Annotated in this window: 2 protein-coding genes and 4 pseudogenes; all 6 read left to right on the top strand. The window is 23.8% G+C overall.

Features of this window, described 5'->3' with window-relative positions; translation table 11 throughout:
* Positions 1-302: 302 nt before the first annotated feature.
* Positions 303-1,200: pseudogene (locus ACEW7V_RS01540) on the top strand (IS3 family transposase).
* Positions 1,201-1,961: 761 nt separating this feature from the next.
* On the top strand, positions 1,962-2,132 hold the full coding sequence (locus ACEW7V_RS01535) for a DpnII family type II restriction endonuclease (protein ID WP_374695658.1): 171 nt from the start codon (positions 1,962-1,964) through the stop codon (positions 2,130-2,132).
* A gap of 10 nt (positions 2,133-2,142) precedes the next feature.
* On the top strand, positions 2,143-2,274 hold the full coding sequence (locus ACEW7V_RS01530) for a DpnII family type II restriction endonuclease (protein WP_374695745.1): 132 nt from the start codon (positions 2,143-2,145) through the stop codon (positions 2,272-2,274).
* Between the two features lie 1,107 nt (positions 2,275-3,381).
* Positions 3,382-4,329, top strand: a pseudogene (locus ACEW7V_RS01525) (IS3 family transposase).
* A gap of 656 nt (positions 4,330-4,985) precedes the next feature.
* Positions 4,986-5,915 (top strand): annotated as a pseudogene (locus ACEW7V_RS01520) (DDE-type integrase/transposase/recombinase).
* 1,150 nt (positions 5,916-7,065) lie between these two features.
* Positions 7,066-7,248: pseudogene (locus tag ACEW7V_RS01515) on the top strand (hypothetical protein); the annotation flags it as partial.
* Positions 7,249-8,023: the final 775 nt, after the last annotated feature.

Here is an 8,023-nt window from a genome sequence, read left to right as displayed (position 1 = left end):
CGTATTGCTTTTAAATTTAAAATTATATATTAATATATACGTTAATGACCCCCCCTAAATCCCCAAAGGGACTTTATAGGAGGAAGGTAATAGTTAATTCTTAATATGCATCGGCTTACGCCTAATTCGCTATGCTCGTCTTTAAATATTAATATTATTATATAATAATTTAATAAAAATATTTATAAATTAACTCTTAATACATTTTTAGTTATAATTATTTTTGGAATAAATAAAAAAATATTAAGATAATTGGTGTTAATAATGCAAAAATTAAAGAAAAAATAAAATTATTACAAAATATGATTTCTCACAAACTATTAATAAAAAAATAGTTTTTCAATTGGTTAAACATTTTGTCAAAGACCTAAATTTAACTACCATTTTAAAAACAATTCGTATTAATCGAAGTACTTATTATTATTGGCTAAAAATTGAAAAAAAAATAAAATTAAAAGAAACAAAATATTTTTTACAACAACAACGTATTCAAACTTTATGTTTACAACATGAATATTTTTACGGTCATCGTAAAATTACTAATTTATACCAAGAAATTTTTAATGAATTTATTACTAAGAAAAAAGTTTATCTTATCATGAAAGAAAATAATATTTGTTGTAAGTTAAGGCCTAAAAAAAAAATAAATATTATCATAAAAATTTAGAATCTAACCTCAAAGTAGTCCCAAATTTAATTAATCAAGACTTTACTACCTCCCAACCCATGAAAAACTATTTACTGACATTACTATTTTAAAACTCCCCAGAGGTTATCTATTTTTCTGTGTATTATTGATGCTTTTAATAATCAAATTATTGCCTCCACACTTCAAACCGACAAAATAAAGAATTAATTTTAAATACCATTAAAAAAATTCCTCCTTTAAAAAATCCTTGTATTATTCATTCTGACCAAGGTAAAGTTTATCAATCTCTAAAAGTACAAAAAGTTTTAACTAAAAAAGGGTTTTTAATTAGCATGTCTCGTAAAGCAACCCCACGTGATAATGCTGTCATTGAAAATCTTTTTGGCCAGATGAAAAGTATTTTATCCAACCAACATCCCTTTTTATTCCAAAAAACACCAAGTAAAATCAAAAAAATAATAAAACAATTTACTTCTTTTTGGAATAATAAATGGATTTTAACTAAATTAAACAATTCATCTCCTTTAAAATACTTTCAAACTTTTAGATAAATATTTAATTACGGATATATAAACTTATAACCTTTGAAAAAAGGTTGTTTTGTCATATTATTTTTTCTACAAAATCAAAACCCGCATTATTGTGTAAAAAAAATTTAAATCGCATTTCTTTTATAGCAACTTTTTTCATTTTTTCGGCCTATATATATAATGTAGGGATAAAATATTTAAAAAAATATCTTTTGAAACTAGCAAATTATGCAAAAACATTAGACACTTTTTAAGTGTAATGAAATTATTTGTTAATTTGAAAAGATATGAAATTATCTATTTAATTTTAAGTCTTAAAGAGTGATTTGAAATAAAAAAATGTCTAAAAAAACGGAACAGTGCATTTATTTAAACTTCAATGGCGCCAAAAACATCTGTTTTTTTTAATTTTAATACTCAAAAAAATTAAAAGTATCGAATTACCTGATGCTATTGATCCTTACCAAGCCATTCGAACATGGAAAAGAGATAATAATTTATTTGATTATGAAGGTGAATTTAGACAGTAAACTGGTGTAGAACAGAAATTCGGGATTTGTTCACATTACGAATCAATTTATCGTGTGAATTAACTCAACTTCAAAATATTTTTGGTGAAACCGAAAAGAAAAATTTATTTATTTTAACAACCAAAACCAAGAAATTACTTTTGACCACCAAAGATAAAAGTTGTCATTAATTTTATTAAAGAATCAAAACTTCTAACTAATGTTTTTGTAAATTAATAATCAAAATATTAAAGATTATATTTTGGGGTTTTGGTGGGGTTGGATTATAACTCAAGAAAAAATAAATCAGGAGTTTTGTTGCCTAATTTAATCAAAACTCTTTTAAAAACAAATAATTTCAATTTTCAAGAAGAAATTCTTTTAACAGATATTTTAAAAGGTGTTGAATTGAAAGAAACAAAAGAGTGGATTTTGTTTTTTTAAACATAATAATATAAATTATCTTTTAGAATTTAGTTTTTTTAACACTTCAGGCTCCAAAATTAATAGCGAATCAAAACGTTTGGTAGAATATAGTAAAACTATCAATAAATTCAAAAATATTCAATTTATTTATGTGATATGAAGGTCCAGGGTTAAAAAAAGAACACCATTTGGTGGATAAAATCTTAACCGAAACCAATATTTTATTCAATATCCATCGGTTCCAAGAATTTTTAAAAACCATAAAACAAAACTAATTTTAGAATAAAAAATAAACTTCTAAATCCCAAAATGCCTCTTAAACGCATTATTTTGCCCCTCTCGCTTTGATTTAAATTCAATTAGAGTAATTACCCTATGATTGATTTAGACCCCCTTTATATTCAATTTAGCCTATAAATGACCTTAAAAAACCTGTAAATATCATACTTTTAATTTTCACAATTTTGGCATAAATTAAAACGAATCATTTTTTGTACCATCAGACTCCCTCATTTGAGGGGTTATTTTTTTTTTTATTTTTTTCACTTGCCTTTTCATTTTTTATCTCTTCTGTCATCATTTTCGCTAGTGTTTATGAGCATTTTGCCATTTATCCCTGTTATTATATAGCATAACTAACCCAAAATCAAAAACTCCGCATTATTGCGTAAAAAAATTTAACCCATGTCGTTTTTATAGCAACTTTTTCATTTTTTCGGCCTATATATAGTAAGTATGTTTCTAATAAGGTTAAACCCCGTGGTAAAATAAAACCAAAAATCAAAAAGCCCTCCAAGGCTGTTTTGATTTTGGTTATGATAAATAATACTTAATTCGGGTTTAACCTTATTAGAAACATACATCATTAATATTATTTTATTTAATATTAAATAAAATAATATTAATGATACTAATTAAATATAAAAACCTATTAAGGGTTTTTATATTTAATTAGTATATATAAATTTATTATAATATATCATAATTTATAATGTTTAAATGAAATATATTATCTAAACATGTGACCGTTAAATTGTTAAATTAACGGTCAATTAAAAAACAACCCCAAAGGGGACTTTAGGAGGAAGGTAAGAGTTAATTTTAATATGCATCGGCTGGCCGCCTAGTTCGCTCTGCTCGTCATTGAATACTAATATTATTATATAGTAATTTAATAAAAATATTTTAAAATTAACTTTTAATACATTTTTTAGTTATAATTATTTTTGGAATAAATAAAAAAATATTAAGATAATTGGTGTTAATAATGCAAAAATTAAAGAAAAAAATAAAATTATTACAAAATATGATTTCTCACATTCAAATTATTAATAAAAAAATAGTTTTTCAATTGGTTAAACAATTTGTCAAAGACCTAAATTTAACTACCATTTTAAAAACAATTCGTATTAATCGAAGTACTTATTATTATTGGCTAAAAATTGAAAAAAAAATAAAATTAAAACAAACAAAATATTTTTTACAACAACAACGCATTCAAACTTTATGTTTACAACATTCATATTTTTACGGTCATCGTAAAATTACTGATTTATACCAAGAAATTTTTAACGAATTTATTACTAAGAAAAAAGTTTATCTTATCATGAAAGAAAATAATATTTGTTGTAAGTTAAGACTTAAGAAAAATAAATATTATTATCATAAAAATTTAGAATCCAACCTCAAAGTAGTCCCAAATTTGATTAATCAAGACTTTACTATTCCCAACCCATGAAAAAATCCATATTTACCGACATTACTTATTTTAAAACTCCCCAAGGTTTTATCTATTTTTCATGTAAGTTATTGATTCTTTCAACAATCAAATTGTCTCTTTTCACATCTCTAACCGCCAAATAAAGAATTAATTTTAAATACCATTAAAAAAAATCCTCCTTTGAAAAATCCTTGCATTATACATTCTGACCAAGGTAAAGTTTATCAATCTCTAAAAGTACAAAAAGTTTTAACTAAAAAAGGGTTTTTAATTAGCATGTCTCGTAAAGCAACCCCACGTGATAATGCTGTCATTGAAAATCTTTTTGGCCAGATGAAAAGTATTTTATCCAACCAACATCCCTTTTTATTCCAAAAAACACCAAGTAAAATCAAAAAAATAATAAAACAATTTACTTCTTTTTGGAATAATAAATGGATTTTAACTAAATTAAACAATTCATCTCCTTTAAAATACTTCTCAAACTTTAGATAAATATTTAATACGGATATATAAACTTATAACCTTTGAAAAAAAGGTTGTTTTGTCATACATTTTTTCTACCAAAACAACAAATTCCGCATTATTGTGTAAAAAATTTAACCCATGTCGTTTTATATGCGCAACTTTTTCATATTTTTTTCATATTCATATATAATGAAGTGTTTTGTTAAGGTTAAACCCCGTGGGTAAATAAAACCAAAAATCAAAAAGCCTTCAAGGCTACTTTGATTTTAAGCGAGTAAATAATACTTAATTCGGGTTTAACCTTATTAGAAATACATCATTAATATTATTTTATTTAACATTAAATAAATAATATTAATGATACACTAAAATATAAAACCTATCAAGGATTTTTTATATTTAATTAGCATACATAAATTTATTATAGTATTAGAGACAGTTTAGTAATGTTTAAATTTTAAAATTATATATTGTATACGTTAATTTAGGCCCTCAGTTCAAAAGGACCGATGCAGGTGTAATAGCGTTAATTTATACTTCGGTTGTTTACACTGCCTTCGTAAGGTTTTCAATATTGTTACAGCATAGGTAATATATTAAAAATATTTTAAAATTAACTTTGTATATTTTTTAGTTATATTTTTGGAATAAATAAAAAAATATTAAGATAATTGGTGTTAATAATGCAAAAATTAAAGAAAAAAATAAAATTATTACAAAATATGATTTTCCACATTCAAACCATTAATAAAAAAATAGTTTTTCAATTGGTTAAAAAATTTGTCAAAGACCTAAATTTAACTACCATTTTAAAAACAATTCGTATTAATCGAAGTACTTATTATTATTGGCTAAAAATTGAAAAAAAAAAATAAAATTAAAAGAAAACAAAATATTTTTACAACAACAACGTATCTAAACTTTATAAGCTTACAACATTCATATTTTTACGGTCATCAAATTACTGATTTATACCAAGAAATTTTTTAACGAATTTATTACTAAGAAAGTTTATCTTATCATGAAAGAAAATAACATTGTTGTGTTAAGGCTTAAGAAAATAAATATTATTACCGCGTAATTTAGAATCCAACCTCAAAGTAGTCCCAAATTTGATTAATCAAGACTTACTACCTCCTGCAACCTATGAAAACTATTTACTGACATTACTTTATTTTAAAACCTCAAGGATTTATCTATTTTTCGTGTATTATTGATGCTTTTAATAATCAAATTATTGCCTCTACACTTCAAACCGACAAAATAAAGAATTAATTTAAATACCTATTAAAAAAAATTTTTAAAAATCTCTGTATTATTCATCTGACCAAGGTAAAGTTTATCAATCTCTAAAAGTACAAAAAGTTTTAACTAAAAAAGGGTTTTTAATTAGCATGTCTCGTAAAGCAACCCCACGTGATAATGCTGTCATTGAAAATCTTTTTGGCCAGATGAAAAGTATTTTATCCAACCAACATCCCTTTTTATTCCAAAAAACACCAAGTAAAATCAAAAAAATAATAAAACAATTTACTTCTTTTTGGAATAATAAATGGATTTTAACTAAATTAAACAATTCATCTCCTTTAAAATACTTTCAAACTTTTAGATAAATATTTAATTACGGATATATAAACTTATAACCTTTGAAAAAAGGTTGTTTTGTCATACATTTTTTTCTACAAAAATCAAAAACTCCGCATTATTGTGTAAAAAAATTTAACCCATTTCGTTTTTATAGCAACTTTTTCATTTTTTCGGCCTATATATATAGTGTAGGGATAAAATATTTAAAAAAATATCTTTTGAAACTAGCAAATTATAAAAAAACATTAGACACTTTTTAAGTGTAATGAAATTATTTGTTAATTTGAAAAGATAGAAATTATCAATTTAATTTTAGTCTTAAAAGAGTAATTTTTAAATCAAAAAATGTCTTAAAAAACGGGAACAGCGCAACTAAAAGCAAATAAGAAACCCAATTATAAGAAAAGAACAAAAAGAAAACCAATACCCCAAAAACAAAAGTAATTTCTTTACAACAAAATTCAAACTAAAAGCCAAAACAAATCACAAAACCATCAACAAAAAATAAAATTAACGAATTACAAAACTAATTATCAAAAAACTAAACTAATTTATAACCAATAAATCAAAAACAAAACAATAAAGGAGTTTTTATCATGTTATTTTTAAAGCCATGTTAAGTACATGAAAACCACATAATTTTCAAGGAGCCATCCAAACTGCCATTTATGGCAGTGCTAATGCTTTGATGGTTTATAGCGGTGCTCCACAAAATACGATAAGAACCAAACCGAAGAATTAAAAAAATTAAAGAAGCCTTAGAAATTGTCCAAAACAACAATTTATCTTTAAATAATTTTGGTAGGTCAAGGCTCCTTATATTATCAACTTGCTAATCCTGACGACTAAAGGGCTTTTGCAAATTGATTTTTTATCCCAAGAATTAGAACGTTTTGCAGCACGAAAATTAATAAAATGGTTTTACATCCAGGAAAACTATCTCAAAACAACCTCAAGAAGGAATTCGTCTAATTTGCTCTTTTAAAGCCTTGATTTAATTTTTGAAAACTAAACATTTAAACCCAAGTTGCCTTAGAAACTATGTATATATAAGTGAACCGAAATTGGGAAAACCTAATATCTGGTAAAATAAGAACCTAAGTTAAAAAACACAAGAGTTTCTTTTGTCTTGATACTTGTCATCTTTTTGATGCTGGCTATGATTTAAAAGAAAACTTAGAAGAATATCCAAAGATAGATTCCATTTTAGGATTTCAAAATATCTCTGTAATTCATATTAACGACTCTAAAACGAATGTAATAGGCCACAAAGACCGCTATGAAAACATCGGTTTCGGCAAATCGGTTTTGAAACTTTACTCAAAATTATCTATCATCGTGCTTTTGTTGTATCCCTAAAATTTTAGAACTCCCTATATCAATGACAAAGCAATCTATAAACGAGAAATTGAAATGATTAAAGCCAAAATTTTTAACCTCGAATTAAAAAAAATTATTTAAAAACAACCAATCAGTTACAAACAAGTTTGAAAAACCAAAATCACTTATAATTAATATTGAAAGTTACGGTTTACAAAATATTTTCTAAAACTATTTTGACTTTTAATATAGCATTTTAATAATGAAAGAACATCGAAAAAATACAATTATTAGTAAGGTTTTAAAATTATCGATAAAAACAAAATTATAAGCAATATATTTTCTTTGGAACACGATTAAATCCCAATTATCAAATGATAATTATTGCTTTTATCATCGGATTATTTTTTTTCTTTTTACATAGTATCATCAAAATAATTATTGGTATTATTTTATTAATTTTAATATTAAAATTTGGTTTAAAAGTTGATTTTTTAAGAAATATTAACTAACCTTACCAAACTAGATAAAATATTTACTTTCTAATTAAAAAATAATTTATTATTTAACAACCCTTTGCAAATTAAAGGTTGTTTTTTAATTTTAATTAGAATACCAAAATATAAAAAAGAGTACTTTTATCATTTAGGCTATTTTTTAATATTGTTTAATAAAATTTATGAATAAAAAAATGAATAATGCATTTAAAAACATTTTATTACTAAAATTAATCCAAACAAACCCAACAACAAAAATTTTTTTGCAATTCTTAATATTTTTCTATCTAAAGCAATACGTAACTGGAACGCTACAA

The organism is Areca yellow leaf disease phytoplasma (genome assembly GCF_041920595.1).
The sequence above is the reverse complement of the archived record's forward strand: the minus strand, read 5'-3'. Positions and strand labels throughout refer to the sequence as shown.